The following is a 19,446-nucleotide window of genomic DNA, read 5'->3' as shown; positions in this document are numbered from 1 at the left end:
ATTTCTTTCAACGCCCATTGACAGATGATCCCACACCTTATATAGTTGGTTACACGGGTAATCAACCGATCCGGGGGTGAGGTTTTTGATGGATGACAGCCGTCCGATTTTTGTGCAAATTGCAGAACGGATCGAAAACGACATCATTGCGAGGGAACTGCCCGAAGAATCCCAGGTTCCTTCCAAGAATCAGTTTGCATCCTTTTACCAGATCAATCCGGCGACGGCGGCAAAAGGCGTCACTCTGTTGGTGGACCAAGGAATTCTATATAAAAAGCGGGGGATCGGCATGTTCGTGGCCACAGGTGCCCGGGCAAAATTGCTGGAGAAACGGAAACAACAGTTTTTTGAACAGTATGTCCTGACCACGGTTCGAGAGGCGGAAAAGCTGGGAATCACGATGGAACAATTGGCCGACATGATTCGGAGAGGAGCTGAAACCAAATGAACAAAGTGGTAGAAGTCAACGGACTGACCAAGGCCTATGGAAACGTCACAGCGGTGAATCAGGTCAGTTTTTCCTTGGAACCAGGGAAAATCTACGGCCTGCTCGGTCGCAACGGTGCTGGAAAAACAACGATCATGCATCTGCTCACGGCACAGTTGTTTGCCACCAACGGGGAGGTGAAAGTGTTCGGGGAGGATCCCTATGAGAATCATCGGGTACTCCGTCAACTCTGTTTCATCAAGGAGAGTCAGAAGTATCCGGATCTTTTTCGCATCACCGATTTGCTGGATCTGGCTTCGTCGTTCTTCCCCAATTGGGACCGGGAGTTTGCCCACTCCTTGGTGGAAGATTTCCGGCTGCCGCTGAAGCGGAGAATCAAAAAATTGTCCAGAGGGATGCGCTCCTCCCTGGGAATCGTCATCGGTCTCGCCAGCCGCGCACCGTTGACCATCTTCGATGAGCCTTATCTCGGTCTGGATGCCGTGGCCAGAAGTCTGTTTTATAAACGGTTGATCGAGGATTACACGGAGCATCCGCGCACCGTGATCTTGTCCACCCATCTGATCGACGAGGTAAGCCGGATCCTGGAGCACATCCTGGTGATCGAAAAAGGTAAACTGATCCTCAATGAGGAAGCCGACACCCTTCGCGGACAGGCGGTCACCTTGATGGGGCCGGTATCCAAGGTGGAAGCGATCACGACGGGGAAAACAGTGATTGACCGCACTCCCTTCGGAAGCTTGGTTGCCACCACCCTCATGGGAAGCCTGAGCGGGGAAGAGCGAAAGCGGGCGGAAACTCTCGGTTTGGAGCTCACCCCGGTATCTCTGCAGCAACTGATCGTTCACCTGACAAAAGAAAAATCCGAAGGAAAGGTGGCCGAATCCCGATGAACCCACTCCAAGGTGTCATAAGAATTTATGTGAAAGACAAATGGTCGTGGTTTCTCTTTCCATGGATGATCCTGCTCTTTAGTTTTGGCATCAATCTGTTTACAGCATTTCTCACCGGCGGTAAAGAAGACGTCTACACTGGTGGAATCGTTGCCATCTATATTTACATGCTGATAGCCGGGATCGTTACTTTGATGCAAACCTTTCCCTTCGTTCTCAGCTTCAGCATGCGAAGGACTGATTTTTTCCTGGGCACGACGACGGCAGTCATCTTAGTCAGTGCAGTCACGACCATCCTCCTGTACCTTCTCTCCCTCTTGGAAGAAATGACAGACGCCTGGGGACTCAAGTTGCATTTCTTCTACTTGCCGTACTTGAATGATGGAGCCCCATGGGAACAGATGTGGATCTATTTTGTCGCCTTGGTGCACATGTTTTTTCTTGGCTTTGTCATCACCAGCATTTACAAGCGGTATGATACCCGGATCCTGAACATTTTTTTTGGCGCCCTGTTTTTGCTCTTCAGTGCCAGCGGAATCCTCGCCACTTATTATGGATGGTGGGGTAATCTCTTCCACTGGGTGATCCACCATACAGCATTTGATCTATCTATGTGGGCCTTTGGGGCGACGGTCATCTATATGATCGTCTCTTATCTGCTACTGCGCAGAGCAACGGTTTAAAACTCCACATCTTGGGGGATTCCTCTGCAAACTTCGCTGTATTTTCACGAAAACATCCTATTTGCATCGATGTCCTGTGTTTCAATAGGGGAGTCTGCTAAATCAACGGAGGTGCTTCCACATTTGAACACGCCCCTGGGCCGCTTTCGTGTCGTCAGCCTGATCGAAGGACTCTCCTTCCTTGTTTTGCTGGGGATCGCCATGCCCTTGAAGTATTTCGCCGACATCACAACAGCGGTCACCCTTGTCGGTTGGATCCACGGTGTCCTGTTTGTCCTTTATATCGCCGCCGTCGCCCACGTCACCCTAACAGATGGCTGGTCACTCATACGAGTGGCAGGAGCCTTAATCGCCTCGCTCCTTCCCTTTGGACCCTTCGTCTTCGATGCCCGCTTGAGACGGGAGCGGAAATGGTGACCCTCATCCAACACAAGGCCCCGGAGACCATGCTCCGGGGCCTTGTGTTTTTATTCACCGGCAGAAACCGGCTGCGGTCGGGTTTGTTCCAGCGCTTGGCGCACCTGGGACTCCTGTTCCTCCCGTTCACTTTCACTCCAATGGAACCAATCGGCCATCCGTTCCACCACTTCTGCTACTGCCGCCTCCGCCCGCTGGCGATGGAAGTAGAGATCGCCGCTCCGTCGGATGAGAAAGTCGTCAGGGGTCACCGTCATCTCCTCTTCCACTGCATGTTGCAACTGGGCATCCAAGATATTTTCCGCCAATCCGTCAGCGCGCTCCCACACCTTTTCCATCTGGGTGCCGTAGAGATGGATCAGCTCATCAGCCCGTTCTTCGGACAGACCCCCTTCCTTTAATTTCTCCAACCACTCTTCCCGGAAATGGACAAATCCGTCTCCGCCTAGATCCCCGCCCCCCAGGATGGAGAGGCGGTCAGTGCGACAGGGGGTAAAGGAGAGACGGCCCGCCTGTTCCAGCCGCCGGTTCACCAGGTCCACCACCCGTTCCGCCATCTTGCGAAATCCGGTCAGTTTGCCCCCGGCGATGGTGATCAGCCCTGTAGGAGATTCAAAGATCTCATCCTTCCGCGAAAGCTCAGAGGGGCTTTTTCCCTCTTCATGGATCAAGGGGCGCAGGCCCGCCCAGCCGGATTCCACATCCTCTGGCGTCAGACCCACACTGGGGAAGATATGGTTGACCCCCTTCAACAAGTAATCCCGATCCTCTGGGGTCATCTGTGGAGAATCGATCGGCCCGTCATAATTGGTGTCCGTGGTTCCAATATAGGTGATCCTCCCTCGGGGAATAGCGAAGATCATTCGGCCGTCAGGCACATCGAAGTAGATGGGTTGCTTCAGGGGCAATCGTTCCTGAGGCACCACTAGATGAACGCCCTTAGTCAGGTGCAAGCGTTTGCCTTTTAAGGAACCGTCCTGTTTACGCAGTTGATCCACCCAGGGACCAGCAGCGTTTACCACCTCTCGGGCCTGGATCTGGTACATCTGACCACTGACACGATCCCGAACCTGGGCCCCCGTGATCCGGTCTCCGTCGTAGGTAAAGGATTCCGCTTCGGCGTAGTTGACGGTTTTCGCCCCGAGGGAAAAGGCGGTCTTCATCACTTCCAAGGTGAGACGGGCATCGTCGGTACGGTACTCCACATAGAGCCCCGATCCTTTCAGGCCTTGTTCTGTCAACAACGGCTCCCGCTTCAGAGTCGCCTCTCGGGAGAGCATCTGCCGCCGCTCTTCCTTTTTGACTCCTGCCAGCCGATCATACATCCAGAGACCAACGGAAGAGGCCAGTTGCCCATAAGTCCCCCCTTTATAAATAGGAAGCATCATCGGACGGGGCAGGACTAGATGGGGAGCCCGTTCATACAGGAGAGCCCGCTCCCGCCCCACTTCTTTCACCAATTGGATCTCCATCTGTTTCAAATAACGTAATCCACCGTGAATCAATTTGGTTGAACGGCTACTGGTTCCTCCTGCATAATCTCCCTTTTCCACGAGGCCGACGGAAAGACCGCGGGATCTTGCATCCCAAGCGATCCCGGCTCCGGTGATTCCGCCACCGATCACCAAGAGATCCAGGGGTTCTGATTCCATTTCCTCCAGTAGACGTTTTCGATGGTGAGCGGAAAATTGCATAGCTCTGATCCTCCTCAGAATGATGATTTCATCTGAATATCCAGGTTCCAAAGGTCCCCTCCGCTAACTGAGACGGCGTTGGCACCGTTTTGCAAGGCCTGGATCACATCCTCGGGCTGCCTTAGCAACCCCCCGGCCACGATGGGAAGTGCCCGTTTTCGACGGAGTTCCTCATAAACCCAGGCAGGGGCAATCCCCGGCATCACTTCCACTGCATCGGCTTTAGATTGCTTCAATAAATGTTTTCCCGTTTCCACCGACATCGTATCTGTAATAAAGAGGCGTTGGATGACGAACAATCCCTCTTCTTTGGCGTTACGGACCAGATGGGTCCGTGTGGAGACCACCCCATCCGGTTGGATTTCTCTCTGAATAAATTTGAGACTGGCCCGGTCGTTGCTAAAACCTTGTGTCAGATCCAGATGAAGATAGACCTGTTTACCCATGCCTCGCACCTGGTTCACCATGGCAGGCAACGTGTTAATATCGCCAAACAGAAAGAAGCAGATTTGCGGACTGGAATTCTCCAACCGCTTCAATTCCTCTTCATTCCGGACAGCAGCAATCACGGGATGCCGTCGAATCCCCTCTTGAAATCCCATCATCACCGACTCCCTCCCTGAAAAATGCAAAAAGAGTCCTCACCGATGGTAAATATTCACCCTGGCGAAGGACTCTCCTAGTCTCCGGTCCTAAATCTCAGATGTTTAATTGTATGATCTGTTCATTATTCAGTTTACCTCATTTGGGAGACGGTGAAAACCCTCAGATTCTCACTTGCGGTCGGGTCATCGTGCGACTGACGGCATCCTTCCACCCGTTATACAGCGAAGTCCGTTCTTCGCCAGACATTTGCGGGAGGAATTGAGCGTCCACGGCTCGGTTTTGCCGGATCATCTCCTTGTCTTCCCAATAGCCCACTGCCAGACCCGCCAGATAGGCCGCTCCCAGAGCAGTCGTCTCGTTGATGGTAGGTCGCGTCACCGTTACATTCAACAGATCGCTCTGAAATTGCATCAGAAAGTCGTTCAGGGCAGCGCCTCCATCCACATTAAGTTCTTGTAGATGAATTCCCGCATCCTTTTCCATGGCGTTCAATACATCCTTCGTCTGGTATGCCAAAGACTCCAACGCTGCACGGGCAAAATGATCCCGTCCGGTCCCCCGCGTCAGTCCGAAGACCGCACCCCGGGCATCCATATCCCAATAGGGTGCACCCAAGCCCACAAAGGCCGGAACCAAATACACACCTTCATTGGAGGCGAGTCTACGAGCGTGAACTTCAGAATGCGGTGCACTCTCCAAAATTTGCAGTCCGTCACGCAACCACTGAATCGCCGCTCCCGCTACGAATATGCTTCCTTCCAGGGCGTATTCCACTTTTCCGTCCACACCCCAGGCGATCGTGGTCAAGAGTCCGTGGGAAGATTCTACCGCTCTCTCTCCAGTGTTCATCAACATAAAGCAACCGGTGCCATAAGTGTTTTTGGCTGTGCCAGAAGTAAAGCAGGATTGGCCGAAAAGTGCCGACTGCTGATCTCCCGCCACTCCGGCAATGGGAACCTGCCGGCCGAAAAACTCACTTTCCACTGTGGTACCATAAACACTACTGGAGGGCTGAACTTTCGGAAGAAGTGAACGAGGCACATCCAGGATCTGTAACAGCTCATCATCCCAGTCCAGCTCGTGAATATTGTACATTAGGGTACGGGAAGCGTTGGTATAGTCTGTTACATGCACCTGGCCCCCGGTCAAGTTCCAGATCAGCCAGCTGTCGATAGTTCCAAAGAGGAGTTCCCCCCGTTTCGCTCGGGACCGGGCTCCCTCCACATGATCCAAAATCCACTTCACTTTAGTTCCGGAGAAATAGGCATCCACCACCAGCCCGGTTTTCTCACGGATGGTTTTCTCCAACCCTCGCTGTTTCAATTCTTCACAGATCTCCGCAGTCTGGCGGCTCTGCCAGACAATCGCTGGATAGATGGGCTTGCCACTATTTTTATCCCAGATGACAGCTGTTTCCCGCTGGTTGGTGATGCCAATCCCGGCCACTTGGTCCGGCCGAATCTCGCTCTCCTGAAACAAACCTTTCAACACCTGGCGGACGGAGTCCAAGATTTCCTCTGCATCATGCTCCACCCACCCCGGCTGAGGATACATCTGGGTAAATTCCTGCTGATAAATTCCCCGGATACTCCCCTTCCGATCGAAAATCATCGCCCGGGTACTAGTCGTTCCCTGATCGATGGCCAAAATAAATGTTTCCTTTTCCAAAGCGATTCCTCCTCTATCTGATTCCTCCGCTTTCTTTTCACCTTATACACAAATTCATTTTAAGCTGACGTGTTGGTTCACCATGGGTGAGGAGATTCTGTTCCGCAACCATGCACCCATCGTGCACAAACCTTGCCAGGGCCGCTTTAGGGTGTGTCTAATAAATCCATACTAAGGAGTCGGGCCTGTTGTGCGGACGTCTCTTCGCATTACCACTAAATGACCAAACCACGTTCTAGTCTCTTGGTGCAAAGATCGCTTGCATCTCACATCCCTGACCTTCAGGCACTGGTATCCTTCCCGGTTTCCCCCACTGGGAGCTCCTCTTTCTTTTGCAAGTAGCGGCGAACCATGAAATCGTAGACTAAAGCTCCCGCCAACCCTCCCAGGATCGGACCGAGAATGGGAACCCAAGCATATCCTCCCGCTGCAGGCAGAGCCACGGAATCCCAACCTGTCAGCCAGGCAAAAAGTCTCGGGCCAAAGTCCCGTGCCGGATTGAGGGCAAAGCCGGTCAGCGTGCCAAAGGATCCTCCGAGCACAGCCACAGTCAGACCGATGGCGAGGGGACCCAGGTTGTTCAAGGCGGGCAGGAGGGGATTTCGGTCATCCACGACGGCCAAGATCACAATCAACAAGATCGCAGTGATAGAGAATTCTACCAGAAAGGCGTCGAAGTTGGAAAGAAACGAAGCTGGAGCAGTGAAAAAAACACCGGCGCTTTCCAAACTTTCCGCTGATCCTCGAACCACCTGTTCCGTCTTCTCCCAGTGGGCGAAGATCCCTCTATACAGACCGTAGACCACTGCGGCTCCCGCGAAGGCCCCCGCCACTTGGGAGGCGATGTAAGGGATCACATTCTTCCAGGGAAACTCACGAAAAACAGCCATGGTTACTGTGACTGCCGGATTGAGTTGGGCACCGGAGACAGCTCCCGTCACATAGACAGCCAAGGTCACCGCCAGACCCCAGATGATCGAGAGCTCCCACTGCCCCATCTCCACCCCGTTGAGAGTCCGTCCAGCCACGGTGCCGCAACCGATAAAGATCAGGATAAAAGTACCGACAAATTCCGCAAAGCATTCTCCTCTGAGTTTTCTGTCCAAGGCATTTCCTCCTTTTTCATTCTTTATCGCCAGAGAGATCTGAAGAATCAAAAAAGGTCGCACCTCACCCTTTGACAAGCCTTACTACGGCTCGTAGATTGGCGTGGTACGACCTCTCCAATGTCTCCGGTCGCGTGACAGCGTTTTCAATCCTATTATAAAGGGATGAAGCCCCAGGAGCAACCCCTGCAAGAAATATGATGATCTTTTCAAGGGGCTAACTACCGTAATAGCTCTTCAAATGTCTTAGAAAAAATCGTACCACATCCCTCCACAAGCCTTTATACGCGCCTGGTTTGTGGGTGTGGTACGACCTCATTTACCCCATTATGGATTATCCTTTCAAGGAACCTGCCAGCAATCCTCGAATAAAGTAGCGACCCAGCAATACATAGATGAGCAGAGTAGGTAATGCCGCTAAGAGCGCTCCCGCCATCTGGATGTTCCACTGGACAATCTGGCTACCGGAGAGGTTTTGCAAGGCTACCATCACCGGATGCTGGGAAGCACTGGTCAGGGTGACGGCAAACAGAAACTCATTCCACACTTGGGTGAATTGCCAGATCCCCACCACCACAAAACCGGAAATCGACAAGGGCAAGATAATCCGCCGATAGATGCCAAAAACTCAAAATTCCGTATTATTTAATGCTATTCTGTTGTATAAGAAAGTACACAACCGTTATAACAAGAGTACAAATCCAAACCAAAAATCCGTATGCATTGATAAAATCAGACTTGTTCGCCGCCGAATCAATAAAGTTTTTTCCTAATACCGAGAAGTAAATAGCAGTTTCTAATTTCACCCAACTAATAGTTAGGTTTGCGTTTCGATAAAAATTTTCTGCATTCTCTTTTGTTAAACGACTAGGGTAATTAAACTTGTGAGGATACCTTCTGATGAAAGTGAATCCAATATAAATTAGAACATTGATTAAAATCAATAGTAATGTAAACCATTTACTTCCCCAACGATCGGCATGCTCTTGTAAATCATAATGAATCGGAATACGATCTGGTAAAGTCGGCCACATATAGGCTAAATAGAATAGAATACCAACGAATAAACATATACAAAGGATATCGTGAAACCATTCCAATTTCGTTTTTTTGATGTAGATCTTAGGAGCCTCAACCACGGAAATCCCCTTTCTTGATTAATTCTCTTCAAACCACAAAAGCCCGTGGTTTGAAGAGAATTAGTTATCCGAAAATTACTGGGCCAATCTATTGACAATATTATTGATAAGCATTTCTTGTTTCAGGGCTACATCCTCCTCAGACTTTGCCGAAGTCCAAAAAGTAGTCTTAGCAACAACAGCTGCGTAAACCGTGACAGCTCCAGCAGCCGTTGCTACAACTGCGTGGCTATACGCACCTGCAGCGGAGATCGCAACAACGAGATATGCAACTTGCGTCACGCACTGACCTGTTCCTGCTCCTTCAATTGTCACAGGTTTTTTCATTTCTTCTTCCTCAATTACCTTGGTTAGTAGCTTTCCGCCTTCTTTTAAAGCAGTATCCACTTTTAAATGATCCCCACTGTATACCGCTCTTTCAAACTCAAAGAAATATTTTGGTTCCTTATTTTTCATTTTATTCATAATATCATTGGCGACTGTTTTGACTTTATCGTCTTTTCGTACCTTTTCCAACAACTTTTCAGGCCAGATTTCCGGAAACAGTCTAGCAACCGGCCCTTGTCCGAATACAATACCACGGAAAATTGTTTCACCATCATACTTTTTCTCCACCGATGGCGAAGCAATTGTATGGCCACTCAAACCCATTCCCATCACCGCTAATGTGAATACGAGCAGACAAGCAACCAGCTTTTTTTCACAGTTTATCCTCCCTTTTTACTCTTTTCAGAGAAATGGATTTCCTTCTGGTGACCTGTTTTAAATATTTAGGAGGCAAGTCAATTAGCTCTATGTGTTGGAGCGGAAAAAACTGGCCTGCCCTCCCCCTTGAATATCACCCCCTTGATAACATATGGTCATGCTTCTACGACTCTTTGATTAATTAGCTTTAGGCTCCTGCTTTACTTTTTCGTACAGCAGAATCCTGTTGATAAACGCAAACTCCTTTTCGTGCGGCCACAGGTATAAGATTAAGGCACCGATCATAATAATGGAAAAACTAATCAATCCCAGCATGATCGCTATTACCTCATGAAACATGAGAGCACCGAAAAAAAAGTATTTCCGATATTTCTTAGGGGAAAAAAGCGCACCAAACAAAGCGGCCTGTAAAATGAGTGTCCCCCAGGTAGGGATTACAACCAAAGGCGAAGTTAGTATTGGATCACTCAATTTGTGTAACATAGACGGAAGCCCTAGCATCGGATCCTGCATGAAATAATAGACCGCTGTACCTTCAATCCATGTCCTTTCCCTTAATTTTTCAACTGTTGAGTCAAAATAGAGAATAGCTACTTGTAACCTTATAGCCATAAGCGAAACAAGTGCAATAATACGTGAATGGACTTCTTTATTGGATAACTTATTAGGCCTTTGCTTTTCCCAGTGCCACTTTCTCGAATCGGTCAAAGTGACAGGAATCAGCAAAAAAGTAAGCACAGCCGAAACTTGTTCGCCACCATCTAAAGTAATCGCAGATACATTCAAACTATAAGCAATCCACCAATGAATCACACCCGTAATCCTGGGTCTCCACCCTGAAGCAACAACAAATAGAATAACGACCGAAAACCAGCGAAGGAGATCTAAGTAGGCATAATCATTCGAAATCATACAGAAAACACTTATGCTTTCGCTACATATTGGATACTCTTCTATTCCGCTAGCTGGTCGGAAAAATGTCTGGGCATCGTTGATCGCCAAAGTTAACGCTGTAGACAATGCCATAAGGGATCTAGCTAAAGCATATACGTTTGTCCATGGATTATTATTCACTGCCCAATTCAAAATTTTTTTGTCTATCGATTCGAGCATAGGACTCTTACCCTCGCAATTTTTGATGGCATTAGAATCTTACTCTTACTCCATGCCCATGGTACTTGTTCTTGATATCCAAACCCAATATCACCACAAAGTGTGGGAGATGACAATGGATTTTCTATTTCTTGAACCACCTCTGATTCTTTCATGCAAATAATCATTTCTTTCTCACATTTCCGCCAAGAAGATTCGAGAATATTTTGGTTAATAGCTCCAGCCTCAATCCCTTGACTCCTACCATATCTTTTTAATCCAAATAAGTTCACAGACCGGTTATTCGGCCATTTGGGACCTACCTCTCCTTTTTCTATATTTATAACCGAAAATGCTGGCTCTTTTGGATTCTTGCTGTAAAATCCCCATCCCTGAGGAAAAGATCTTTTCACATTTAGACTCTCTTCCAGAGGTAAAGGTGAAATGACATTAGTAGGCATTGTGCTATGTATTGAAACAATGAAAAAGTATCCGAATGATAGGGCGGTAAGGAAAAAAACAATCAAATATTTGAATCTCCACGATTTTGTTTTATATCCCATAGACTTTCACCCTTCCATTACCATATCTGGCAACTTTGGTCTTCTTTTCACTCCTAATATCATTGTGTTTATTTTGATCCCGTCAGCTATTATATCTATGCTTACTATCACCTTTTTCTTTTTAATAAGAAAAAGCAAAAAGGTGGGACTAAACCTAAAATGTTCAAAATCTTTTAAGTCATAACACTGTAATGAAGCCTTACATCACGAATCGGAGTAGATTTTGATAGAAAACAAAACAATTAATTGAATATAATATATCCAAAGCAAAATATAACCACTAATACAAATTATAACAGAATAACCTTGTTACTTGTCAACCCATTTCGTTATATTAGATCCAATACCCGAAGATTGGAAGAAGTAAAAGAGTTAACCTCACCATCCACAAGCCTTTGTAAGCGCTTGTGGATGGTGAGGCCGATCTTTCCTTGTCTCGATTGTCTGACTGCGTTTTCATACGGAGAAAGTAGCCTAAACAAGCCCCCTGAATTCCATCCCCACATTCATCCCTTCAAGGAACCTGCCAGCAATCCCCGAATAAAGTAGCGACCCAGCAATACATAGATGAGCAGAGTAGGTAATGCCGCTAAGAGCGCTCCCGCCATCTGGATGTTCCACTGGACGATCTGGCTACCGGAGAGATTTTGCAAGGCTACCATCACCGGATGCTGGGAAGCACTGGTCAGGGTGACGGCAAACAGAAACTCATTCCACACTTGGGTGAATTGCCAGATCCCCACCACCACAAAACCGGAAATCGACAAGGGCAGGATAATTCGCCGATAGATGCCCAAAATTCCGTTTCCATCGATTTGGGCCGCTTCCAGGATCTCATTGGGAATCCCCGCATAAAAATTGCGGAAGATCAGGGTGGTGATCGGAATTCCATAGATCACATGGACGAAGATCAATCCCGGAATCGAATTATAGAGCTGAATCTCTTGCAGAAAACGGATCATCGGGATCAAGATACTCTGGTAGGGGATGAACATACCGAACAAGATCAGGGTGAACAGTAGATCCGCCCCTTTAAACCGCCACTTGGACAAGACATACCCATTGATGGAACCCAACAGGGCAGACAATATCGTGGCAGGAATTGCCAAGTAAAGACTGTTCAGCAGATGGGGGGACAGCTTCTCCCAAGCGGTAGCATAACTTTCCAGATTCAGAGTGGAGGGCAGCTCCCACATCCGATCCAGAGTCGCCTCTTCCGCTCCCTTGAAACTGGTCATCACCATCACATACACCGGAGTCAAAAAGAAAAGGGCTGCCAAGATGAGCAACAGGTAGGTGATGATTCGGCCCGGTTTGATTTTCATCAGTCTGCCTCCTTTCTCATAGAGGAGACCAGATACGGGATGATCAGGAAGGACACCATGACCAACATCAAGATCGCAATCGCCGCCCCTTGGGCATAGTGGTTCCCCTTGAAGGTGGTCTCAAACATGAAGACACCGGGAACATCTGTCACATAGTTGGCTCCCGGACCGGTCATCGCCATCACCAGGTCAAAGATTTTCAGAGAAATATGACCCTGAATGATTAACACACTGAGAGTAATTGGCCGTAGAAGTGGGAGGATCACTTTTTTGAACACTTGCCATTCTCCGGCACCATCCACCCGGGCCGCTTCCCGAACCTCATCGGGAATCGCCCGTAAACCGGAGAGATACATTGCCATCGTAAACCCGGACATTTGCCAGACTGCGGCAATCACCACCGCAATCAGAGCCAGGGGGATTCCGAACTGGATCTCTCCCCATTCCACTCCAGGAATGATCCGAGTGTCCACATACCAGACAGGAGGCTCGTCAAAGCCCAGCTTGTTCAAAAACAGGTTCACCCCAGTAGAGGGGTTGAAGATCCATTGCCACACCACCCCTGTCACAATGAAGGAAAGGGCCATCGGGAAAATAAAGATGTTGCGAAAGAGATTTTCCCCCTTCAGTTTTCGATCCAGCAGGACCGCAAGGCCCAACCCTGTCACCAAACAGGCTGAGATGAAGAAGAGGGTGAATACCAAGGTGTTTCTCAGATCAGATTGAAAGCGAAAATCCTGGAACAGTGACAGATAGTTATCTAGGCCCACCCAGTTCATACTGGGAAGCAGAGAATTCCAATCGGAAAAAGAAACATAACCCGTCCATCCGATAAACCCATAAACGAACACAGCGATCGCCAAGAGGGATGGAAGAAGCAAAAAGAAACCTATCCATTTATCACTGATCCTTGTTCGTGTCCGGACGGAAGGGGCCGGACGATCCTCTGTTTTTTGCTCGGGTCGGAGCGGCTCCACTCATCGATCCCTCCTTTAAAAGAAAGGCGGCGTACCGCCGCCTGGGACTGAAAAACTACTCAATGACTTTTTCTAGTTTCTTTTGCAACGTTTTTGCCAGCTGATCCACATTCTTCTGGGTAACAAAGGTATTGACCGCCTGATCCGCTTCCGTCAGAAATCCTTCCGGAGCAGCCGAGCCATGAGCCAAACTGGGAGTCAATTTTGCATCTTTAAACTCTTTGATCGCCTCTTGTCCGTATTCGTCATACTTGCTCTCATCGGTATCTACCCGAGCCGGAATGGATCCCTTTAAGGTATTAAATGCATCCTGTCCTTCTGCAGAAGCCAGCACCTGAAGCCAAGCTTCTGTCGCTTTCGGATTTTTGACCCCTTTAGGGAGCCCAAAGGTATCTGTAATAACCATGAAACTACCTTCAGATCCTGGAGTTTCGATCCAGCCGAAATCTTTACCCGGCTTCAATTTGAGATCTGTGGTGAAATATCCCTTGGCCCAGTCGCCCATCACATGCATCGCCGCTTCCCCTTTGGCTACCATCTGAGCAGCATCCTGCCAGTTTCGGGCCGCGTGATCCTTATTGGTATAGGACAGCATCTTCTTGTAGGTCTCCAGCGCCTTTTTCACCTGCGGATCTTCAAAGGAGAGCTTCCCTGTCCACAATTTTTCGTAACCCTCTGGACCCAGCTCCCCGAGCAAGACCGTCTCCAGCAAGTGAGTGGCTCCCCAAGCTTCTTTGTCACCGAGGGCGAGGGGGGTGATTCCTTTCTTTTTCAGCTTATCAGCCGCTTTGAAAAAATCATCAAAGGTTTTTGGCGGTTCAATCCCGTGTTCATCGAAGACTTTTTTGTTATACCAAAGCACATTCCCTCGGTGGATATTTACCGGCACCGAATAGATCTTTCCATCCTTGCTGACCATATCGATCAGCTCTTCCGGGAACTTATCCATCCAGCCTTGCTTCTTGTATAGATCGTTCAGCGGTTGCATTTTCCCCGCTGCCACCCAGCTATCGTTCAGTTCCGAACCACCGTGAACTTGGAAGGTGTCCGGCGGATCATCTCCCTGCATGCGGGTGGCCAAAGTCGCCTTGGCATTGGTGCCGGCCCCGCCAGCTACCGCCGCATTATTAACTTTGATATCGGGGTTTTTCTCTTCAAACAGCTTGATCAGGGCGTTCAGACCCGCCTCTTCACCAGCCCCTGTCCACCAGCTGAAAATTTCTACCTCTTTGTTTTTTTCCTTGGCATCTTGCCCATCGGATTGCCCACCACAGGCTGCTGTCATAAAAACCAGGCCTAAGCAAACCAACAGGATCATCCCACGGGATGATTTTCTCACGATGAATTCCTCCTCTTGGCGACGAAACCGTCGCCGGTTCTAAAACATCCCATTGAGAAACACACTTCTTGAAAAAGGTTTCTAGGAGTTTCTAGATGTTTCCCTTTTACCCCTCTTGGGGTTCAAACAGTTTTTGCAGAACCAAAGTGTAAGCCCCGATCGCCCCGGCTTGATCTCCCAGTTCGGAAACGACAATCGAGACTTCTTGGGCGGGAGTGGACAAAGCCCTTTCCTCCACTGTCCTTCGCAATGGATCCAGGACAAAGGCGCCGGTAGCCATCATTCCACCGCTCAAAATAATTTTACGGGGATTCAGAAGATTGATCAGATTGGCCAGTGCAATCCCCAACCAGCGACCGGTTTCCGCCAGCTCTTCGATGGCCAACCGATCCCCTTTCCTGGCCGCCGCAGTCAGATCCCGACCGGAGAGCTGCTCTCCAGCTCTTCCCCCCCAGGTCTGCAGCAAGGAGGGCTCCCCCGCCATCAGCCGCCTTCGAGCTCGTTCCAGGGTGGCGGGACCCGAGACGAAAGCCTCCAAACACCCCCGGTTTCCACATCCACACATCGGTCCGGCGGGATCGATCACCGTATGCCCCAACTCACCTGCGGTAAACGTCGAACCACACAACAGGCGACCTCCATACATCATCCCGGCCCCCACCCCGGTTCCCACATGAACACAGATGAAGGGATCTGCTCCCCGCCCCTGTCCAAACCAGCTCTCCCCCACTGCCCGGGCGCGGACATCATTTTCCACTTCCACGGGAACATCGAACTTCTCCTGCAAAATGGACCGGAGGGGAAGATCGGAGAAGGCCAGATTCGGCGCAAAACGAGAAACACCTTCCCGGGGATCCACCAAGCCGTGCATCCCCACACCAACCCCCAACAGGGGAATCCCTTGCTCCCGGATCTGGTCCACCACAGAGCCCACCGCATCTGTCAACAGATCCGTATAGGTTTTTACAGTTGGACGGGAGGGAACCGGCAGTAACTGTTCAGCCCCGATATTCCCCATGGGGTCCGCCGACAACACCCGAATGCTCTTCACCCCTGCATATACCCCGACCACGTTGAAAGCCTGGTGGTTCATGTTCAGCAGGATGGGTTTGCGCCCACCGGTGGATTCCCCCAATTCACACTCCACCACCCACCCGTCCTGCAACAGCTCACCTACAATATTGGTCACAGTAGGCGGGGTCAATCGGGTCACTTTGGCGATTTCCGCTCGGGAAATCGGACCTTGAAGACGAATCACATTCAGGATCGTCGATCGATTGATCGATTTCATCCAGCGGAAACTCCCGGTCTGGATCATCTGTGATATAACGGACAACTCCTTTCCAAGGGTGGATGTCCCACTCCCGGTACAGGACTCGGATCCAATCTATCACGACTGTCACCCTCCCGTTGGGCCCCACCTCCTTTTATACGGCAAAGGTTTACAAGAATCCTTCTCTCACTTGTAAAGGCTTTCAATTTGGTCCATCTTCATAGCCCCGAGGATGACGCTGCGCCCACTTCCAAGCGCTGGCAACGATTTCATCCAGCTCCGGATAGCGAGGATTCCAACCCAGTTCCGCCCGTGCCTTTTCCGCCGACGCCACCAGAACTGCAGGATCTCCCGGACGGCGTGGAGCGGTCTGAACTTGGAGTCGGCGACCGATGACCCCTTCGACTGCCTGGATCACTTCCCGTACAGAAAAACCTTTTCCATTTCCCAGATTGTATACGGCGCTGGAGCCACCCTTCCTGAGACGATCCAGTGCGAGGCCGTGGGCCTCTGCCAGATCCATCACATGAACATAGTCCCGAATGCAAGTACCATCGGGGGTGGGATAATCCACACCAAAGACTTGGATCGAATCTCTCTGCCCCAGGGCGACTTGTAATAGGATCGGGATCAAGTGCGTCTCCGGATCATGATCCTCCCCTACATCGACGGTCGGATGGGCTCCTGCCGCATTGAAATAGCGAAGAGAGGTGGATCGAATCCCATAAGCCTGATCACACCATGCCAGCATCCCTTCGATCACTCTTTTGGTCTCCCCATAGGGATTGGTGGGTTGAAGGGGGGCGGTCTCAGGAATCGGGATGGTCTCCGGTTCTCCATAAACAGCGGCAGTGGAAGAGAAGACCATCCGCTTCACCCCGTAGGCCACCATCGCCGATAGCAAGCTTCGGGTTCCCGATACATTGTTGTCATAATAGGAGAGGGGATCCTCACTGCTGGTTCCTACCAAGGAGAGTGCGGCAAAATGAACCACCGACTCGATAGGGCGCTCCTGAAAGATCTGGTGGATCAGCTTCTCATCTCTCAGATCCCCCTGATAAAAAGTGGTGGCTTTCACCGCCGCTGGATGACCTGTACCCAGGTGATCGAGGACCACTACTTCCTCTCCCCGTTCCAGCAGATGAATCACCGTATGACTCCCGATGTAACCGGCTCCCCCGGTCACTAACACCGCCATGCTTGTTCCCCCTTCCCAATTTCCCGGGCACCGTCGCCAATCCCTGACTCGTGGAACACCGCCTGGCGTCCGGTTTCAGCAAAATACTGCTCCTCCACCTGCTGTCGGAAGGATTCCACCGCCTCCCGATGAACCAAGTTGACCGTACAGCCGCCAAACCCTGCCCCGGTCATGCGAGCACCGATACATCCCGGCACCTGGATCGCCGCTTCAAACAGACTGTCCAACTCTGGGCCCGTCACTTCATAATCTTCTTTTAGAGAATGGTGGGACTCTTTCATCAACTCACCAAATCGGTGCAGATCTCCTGCAATCAGGGCCTGTTCCGACTGGAGAACGCGGGCATTTTCTGTAACCACATGGGTCAGCCGTTTTCTCAGTTGCGGGGATGTCACCGCCTCCTGGGCCTCCTGCCATGCCTCTTCCCCGACGCTCCCCAAATCTGTCGCTTCCGGAAGTCGCCGTCTCAGTTGCTGAAACCCTTCTTCACACTCCCGACGTCGTTCGTTGTAGCGAGATTCGGCGAGCTCCCGCACCTTGTTGGTGTGAATGATCAGCAACCGGTAATCCCTCAGTTGCAAGGGAACATGGCGATAATCCAATTGACGGCAATGGAGCAGGATGGCGTGACCCGCTTTGCCCATTCCGGAGGCAAAGGGATCCATGATCCCGCACTGAACCCCGATAAACCGGTTTTCCGACTGTTGGACCATCTGAATCAAATCCAACATCCTCCATGTGCGATCCTCCAGAGCAGCCAGCGCTACCCCCGTCGCCAATCCGATGGAAGCTGAAGAGGAGAGACCAGCTCCCGAGGGTAAATCCCCGTGATACAAAATATCCGCACCTGGCAGTTTGGCCCCGGCAGCGGCCAACTCCCGAATCATTCCCTGTGGGAAATTGGCCCACCCCTCTCCCCGACGCCTCCCCACTTCATCGGCCTTGAACTCCGCCTGCTCTGCAAACCGGGTGGATGCCAGTCGGAAGACCCCGTCTGTTCGTGGTCGAAGGACTGCCCAGGTCCCCCGGGTGAGTGCGGCGGGAAAGGCATACCCTCCCGTGTAATCCGTATGCTCCCCGATCAGGTTGACACGGCCTGGTGCGAAAAATAATCGGACCTCCCCTGGGCCATAGATGCTTGTGAAAGCTTCCAGCGCCGCTTCTCCACCACTCACCGCAATCCATCCCCTTCCTTTTCCAGAAACCGCTGATGCGCATCCCGGAGTTCCGTTGCCGTCTCTTCCACGGAACTGGGGTTGCAGGCCGCCCAGGCCCCCATCTCCGACGAAGCGTAATACTTGATCTTGTCCCGTTCCCTGAGCGGAGTGTAAAACTCAATATGGAAATGGTAATAACTCTCCACGTCTTCTCCGTTCACAGGACGTTGGTGCAACACCATCATATACGGAAAGGGACGGTTGAACAGGTTGTCCATCGCCCCGGTCATCTCCTTTAGAATCCCGGCGAGAGCCTGTTTCTGACTGTGGTTGAAATCAGTGAGTGCTGTCAGATGCTGCTTGCTGACGATGAACATTCCATAGGGATAATCTGTGAAAAAGGGCAGGTAAGCGAGGAAATGATCATTTTCCGCAATCACCCTCCCTTGAAACTTCATTTCCTCCCTGTTCATATCACAAATCAGGCAACGACCGGTCCGTTCATGATGTGCCTTGCAGCTGGATAGCTCCCTTTGAATCTTGAGGGGCATCTGGGAATAGGCGTAAATTTGTCCATGGGGATGGGGCATGGTCACCCCTACCTCTTCCCCCCGATTTTCAAATATCATCACATACTGGTGCCGGGGATCTTTTCCTAGTTCCGCAAACCGTTCGCTCCACAGATCCACCAACTTTTCAATATGGGGCACTGGCAACTCCGGCAGTGTCACTCGATGTTCCGGCGAATACAGAATCACTTCACACTTGCCATAGGCTTTTTCCGTCCGATAAAGTTCTGATCCCACTGGATCCGGAGCGGGTGGATCTGGCATCAACGCTGGAAAGTCATTGTCATATTTCAGCACGTCATAATGATCAGGCACCTTTCCCGAGCCCGGACAGAACGGACAGTCGGTTCGGGGCAAGTTTGGCCTAGCTTTTCGGTTGGAGGCCACCATGGTCCAATCATCCAACAACGGATTATAGCGTAACTCCACTCCGGGTTCCCTCCGATATTTAAATTATTTAATTATCTACTGATTATGTTATAGTCCAAATTACCAAAATGCAAGGAAATATTGAGAAATCAAAACTGATTCTCTCTCCCTACAGAAGGAAGGATTTGCCTCCCTTCCCTATGTTAAAATACTCTCTGGATGTAG

General features: G+C 50.4%; 19 protein-coding genes and 1 pseudogene. 4 read left to right on the top strand and 16 right to left on the bottom strand.

Annotated elements, in window-relative coordinates:
* The first annotated feature begins 88 nt into the window (after positions 1–88).
* The 4 genes from JOD24_RS02740 (at position 89) to JOD24_RS02725 (ending at position 2,441) form a co-directional block, all read left to right on the top strand.
* Positions 89–448, top strand: a complete 360-nt coding sequence (locus JOD24_RS02740) for a GntR family transcriptional regulator (RefSeq protein ID WP_380164227.1) — start codon at positions 89–91, stop codon at positions 446–448.
* A complete protein-coding gene (locus JOD24_RS02735; RefSeq protein WP_380163926.1) occupies positions 445–1,341 on the top strand; it encodes an ABC transporter ATP-binding protein in 897 nt (298 codons plus the stop codon). The genes JOD24_RS02740 and JOD24_RS02735 overlap by 4 nt, the downstream gene beginning before the upstream one ends.
* Positions 1,338–2,024, top strand: a complete 687-nt coding sequence (locus JOD24_RS02730; protein ID WP_380163928.1) for a hypothetical protein — start codon at positions 1,338–1,340, stop codon at positions 2,022–2,024. The genes JOD24_RS02735 and JOD24_RS02730 overlap by 4 nt, the downstream gene beginning before the upstream one ends.
* Before the next feature lie 69 nt (positions 2,025–2,093).
* Positions 2,094–2,441 (top strand): DUF3817 domain-containing protein, encoded by a 348-nt coding sequence (locus tag JOD24_RS02725; protein WP_380163930.1) that lies wholly within the window; start codon positions 2,094–2,096, stop codon positions 2,439–2,441.
* 50 nt (positions 2,442–2,491) lie between these two features.
* Here the strand turns inward: JOD24_RS02725 and JOD24_RS02720 are convergent, their stop codons facing one another.
* The 16 genes and pseudogenes from JOD24_RS02720 to galT all read right to left on the bottom strand — a co-directional run bounded on the left by JOD24_RS02720 (position 2,492) and on the right by galT (position 19,281).
* A complete protein-coding gene (locus JOD24_RS02720; RefSeq protein WP_429246282.1) occupies positions 2,492–4,135 on the bottom strand; it encodes a glycerol-3-phosphate dehydrogenase/oxidase in 1,644 nt (547 codons plus the stop codon).
* Positions 4,136–4,149: 14 nt separating this feature from the next.
* Positions 4,150–4,740 (bottom strand): glycerol-3-phosphate responsive antiterminator, encoded by a 591-nt coding sequence (locus tag JOD24_RS02715; protein ID WP_380163934.1) that lies wholly within the window; start codon positions 4,738–4,740, stop codon positions 4,150–4,152.
* A gap of 160 nt (positions 4,741–4,900) precedes the next feature.
* Entirely contained in the window at positions 4,901–6,409 is a 1,509-nt protein-coding gene (gene glpK, locus JOD24_RS02710) for a glycerol kinase GlpK (protein ID WP_380163936.1), read from the bottom strand.
* Between the two features lie 281 nt (positions 6,410–6,690).
* Positions 6,691–7,515 (bottom strand): MIP/aquaporin family protein, encoded by an 825-nt coding sequence (locus JOD24_RS02705; RefSeq protein ID WP_429246281.1) that lies wholly within the window; start codon positions 7,513–7,515, stop codon positions 6,691–6,693.
* A 334-nt stretch (positions 7,516–7,849) separates the two neighbouring features.
* Positions 7,850–8,137, bottom strand: a pseudogene (locus JOD24_RS02700) (carbohydrate ABC transporter permease); the annotation flags it as partial.
* A 19-nt stretch (positions 8,138–8,156) separates the two neighbouring features.
* The gene (locus tag JOD24_RS02695; RefSeq protein WP_429246280.1) at positions 8,157–8,654 is read right to left on the bottom strand and encodes a DUF1648 domain-containing protein; all 498 of its coding nucleotides are present in this window, start codon (positions 8,652–8,654) and stop codon (positions 8,157–8,159) included.
* 75 nt (positions 8,655–8,729) lie between these two features.
* Positions 8,730–9,305 carry a sporulation delaying protein family toxin gene (locus JOD24_RS02690; protein ID WP_429246279.1) on the bottom strand — a complete coding sequence of 192 codons (576 nt, stop codon included), beginning with the start codon at positions 9,303–9,305 and terminating at the stop codon, positions 8,730–8,732.
* Between the two features lie 231 nt (positions 9,306–9,536).
* Positions 9,537–10,472 carry a sporulation-delaying protein SdpB family protein gene (locus JOD24_RS02685; protein WP_429246278.1) on the bottom strand — a complete coding sequence of 312 codons (936 nt, stop codon included), beginning with the start codon at positions 10,470–10,472 and terminating at the stop codon, positions 9,537–9,539.
* On the bottom strand, positions 10,457–11,014 hold the full coding sequence (locus tag JOD24_RS02680; protein WP_429246277.1) for an SdpA family antimicrobial peptide system protein: 558 nt from the start codon (positions 11,012–11,014) through the stop codon (positions 10,457–10,459). The genes JOD24_RS02685 and JOD24_RS02680 overlap by 16 nt, the downstream gene beginning before the upstream one ends.
* Before the next feature lie 506 nt (positions 11,015–11,520).
* On the bottom strand, positions 11,521–12,339 hold the full coding sequence (locus JOD24_RS02675; RefSeq protein WP_380163940.1) for a carbohydrate ABC transporter permease: 819 nt from the start codon (positions 12,337–12,339) through the stop codon (positions 11,521–11,523).
* Positions 12,339–13,316 carry a carbohydrate ABC transporter permease gene (locus JOD24_RS02670; protein WP_380163942.1) on the bottom strand — a complete coding sequence of 326 codons (978 nt, stop codon included), beginning with the start codon at positions 13,314–13,316 and terminating at the stop codon, positions 12,339–12,341. Before JOD24_RS02670 ends, JOD24_RS02675 begins: the two co-directional genes overlap by 1 nt.
* 55 nt (positions 13,317–13,371) lie before the next feature.
* Positions 13,372–14,601, bottom strand: coding sequence for an ABC transporter substrate-binding protein (locus JOD24_RS02665; RefSeq protein WP_380164229.1), 1,230 nt, complete (start codon positions 14,599–14,601; stop codon positions 13,372–13,374).
* A gap of 160 nt (positions 14,602–14,761) precedes the next feature.
* Positions 14,762–15,946: an ROK family transcriptional regulator gene (locus JOD24_RS02660; RefSeq protein WP_429246276.1), complete on the bottom strand. Its 1,185-nt coding sequence runs from the start codon at positions 15,944–15,946 to the stop codon at positions 14,762–14,764.
* 184 nt (positions 15,947–16,130) lie between these two features.
* Positions 16,131–17,126 (bottom strand): UDP-glucose 4-epimerase GalE, encoded by a 996-nt coding sequence (gene galE, locus JOD24_RS02655; RefSeq protein ID WP_429246275.1) that lies wholly within the window; start codon positions 17,124–17,126, stop codon positions 16,131–16,133.
* On the bottom strand, positions 17,114–18,301 hold the full coding sequence (locus tag JOD24_RS02650; RefSeq protein WP_380163948.1) for a galactokinase: 1,188 nt from the start codon (positions 18,299–18,301) through the stop codon (positions 17,114–17,116). Before JOD24_RS02650 ends, galE begins: the two co-directional genes overlap by 13 nt.
* Positions 18,298–19,281 (bottom strand): galactose-1-phosphate uridylyltransferase, encoded by a 984-nt coding sequence (gene galT, locus JOD24_RS02645; RefSeq protein ID WP_380163950.1) that lies wholly within the window; start codon positions 19,279–19,281, stop codon positions 18,298–18,300. The genes JOD24_RS02650 and galT overlap by 4 nt, the downstream gene beginning before the upstream one ends.
* Positions 19,282–19,446 lie beyond the last annotated feature (165 nt).

This window comes from Kroppenstedtia sanguinis (genome assembly GCF_050433445.1).
GTDB lineage: Bacteria > Bacillota > Bacilli > Thermoactinomycetales > DSM-45169 > Kroppenstedtia > Kroppenstedtia sanguinis.
Note: the sequence above shows the minus strand (reverse complement) of the source record. Positions and strands in the feature narration are given on the sequence as shown.